This is a genomic window from Streptococcus panodentis (assembly GCF_017884005.1).
Classification (GTDB): Bacteria; Bacillota; Bacilli; order Lactobacillales; family Streptococcaceae; genus Streptococcus; species Streptococcus panodentis.
Window position 1 is genome coordinate 1 of the sequence record NZ_QFAY01000052.1, and the last position, 2,077, is coordinate 2,077.

Annotated in this window: 2 protein-coding genes and 2 pseudogenes; all 4 read left to right on the forward strand. The window is 37.9% G+C overall.

What is annotated here, in order from left to right:
- Positions 1-501 (forward strand): annotated as a pseudogene (locus DHL47_RS13155) (hypothetical protein); the annotation flags it as partial.
- Positions 502-737: 236 nt separating this feature from the next.
- Complete coding sequence (locus DHL47_RS13160) at positions 738-968, forward strand: hypothetical protein (RefSeq protein ID WP_209552176.1); 231 nt, start codon at positions 738-740, stop codon at positions 966-968.
- Positions 969-974: 6 nt separating this feature from the next.
- Positions 975-1,648 (forward strand): annotated as a pseudogene (locus DHL47_RS13165) (hypothetical protein).
- Between the two features lie 48 nt (positions 1,649-1,696).
- Complete coding sequence (locus DHL47_RS13680) at positions 1,697-1,894, forward strand: DUF4176 domain-containing protein (RefSeq protein ID WP_209552177.1); 198 nt, start codon at positions 1,697-1,699, stop codon at positions 1,892-1,894.
- The last annotated feature ends 183 nt before the right edge of the window (positions 1,895-2,077 follow it).

Below are 2,077 nucleotides of genomic sequence, written 5' to 3' on the forward strand. Positions count from 1 at the left end.
GGTTTTTCAGAACAGCGGACCAATGCCAACTATTTTGCTGCTTCTAGCGTTTTTAGTAAGCCATCATTGTGGATTATATTTGGTCTTACCGTTCTTGGTGGGACTTTTGGGGGTATTATATTTGGCTATGGTCAGCAATTGTTTGGCATCTTTTGTACCTTGTTTTTTATCGGCGCCTTTTCTCGATTGATTGTAGAAGTAGCTTATTTACTTTATTTGAGAACCAAAGATAAGAGTTATTGGGAAGAAGTACCAAAAGATATAGAAAGCCAAAATATTTGGAACGTTTTGACTCCTACGAAGACAGCTCCTAGATTAATTTATGAAACAGTTTTATGGGCTGTTCTAAGAGGTTATGTTTTACCTAAAATTGGGGCTAGCGAAGATGTTAGGCCGTCGTGGGTTAACTGGGGGGCAAATACTTTTTACATTATTATGAGTTTAGACTACCTTATTAGTTTTGTTAGATATCAAATCAAGAAACGAAAGAAAGGAAAATAAATTGAAGTTTAAAAGAAGGCGGTTGAAGGTGCCTGATTAGGAACTAAGTTATTGGATAAGATAAAGAACTTGAATAACGCAGTGCAATCTTCTGATTAAGTTAAAATGCTTGATGGAGTGGACGATCTTTCTAACTCCACTTCGCTTGTTGGAAAAGCTGGCAATTATTTAGGAAAAATGGGGATCATTGGTTCAGTTGCATCTGGTGTATCAACTTATCTGGATCGGAAAGACAAGTGTGTGATGAAGTCGCCCTGCAGGATGTGGCAGTCCATACAGGGATAACTGCGACATCAACTGTTATTGGGTCGGTTATCGGTTCTGCTATACCAATTCCTGTTGTTGGAACACTTGCTGGTGCTTATCTAGGTACCCTAGTAGGAAATTTCTTTTCCACAATTTATGATGAAGCTAGACATGATAAAATTGAAGCTTCTGATTATAAAGATTGGTGGAAACCGTGGTGATTAAATATGAGAAAAATAATTTTTATTGGACAGAGCGGTGATGAAGCCGTCTACTATAACACGAGAACAAAAGAGGCGTTAGTAGCAGATAAAAGCGCTCTCTTAAATACGGAAGGTGCGAGAAGGACCAATAGAGCCATTATTCCTTTGATTTTACTTTTGCATTATTTGGTGGAGGTGCTGGACTTGCGATTTTTTCATTCGTTACTCCGTTTAGATTAAACGAGAGGATGATTCCAATCATTTTATTAGCCATATTTTTAGTTTTCGTTGGCAGTATTTATATATTGGAAAAGGCCTTGTATAAAAATGTTCGATCCACAGTTTTGGCAAACGAAGAACAATTTAAAGCTGCAGTGAATAGCAGTTTAATTTGGGGAGGTTTTTCCGATAAGAAAGCCACATTTGGTAAAATTTTCTTTTTCATATTTATTATCTTCATTCTTCTCTTTTGTGTAGGAATTGTAGGTATGTTTGGAATACCAGGGATGCTTATTCCTTATTATAATCATGAGTGGTTCGATCTTTCATTATTATTTTCACCAATAGCAGGGGTTCTTCCAGCTGTGGTCGTAATTTCTCTGTTCCAAAACAATCCTATCCGCTGGTTGTTAGCAGTGCGGAAGTATGAGCAGGGGAAAGTGATATTTGCGGCAGAAAAGGAGACGACACATGAGTGAAACACTATTGCCATTGGGAACAGTGGTCAAATTAAAAGGCCAAACGGAATGAATCATTATCGGCAGGGGTTCGCTGGTAGAGCAAAATCAAGAACCTGTATATTTGAGTACACAAATGTTCTTGTGCCGACGGGTTATCAGCAGCCTAATCAGCTTTATTTCTTTAATCACAGCGATATTCGTGCTTTTCTTCAACGAAGATTTGACTTCTTTTGGATATATGAAAACTCCCCTTATAGTTTCTAGTGAATTTTTGTTTTTTCACTGTCCACTATAAGGGGAGTATATCATTTATACGGAGGCTGAGACAAAAGTCCTTCAGTCTTGCTTTGTTTTGGTAAAAAACTTTTGGCGCGGTAGCTGATTGCTCAAAAGCTCCAGTGGAGCTTTTGAGGTTATAGATAGAGCTTCCGAGAGGAAGCAACAAAA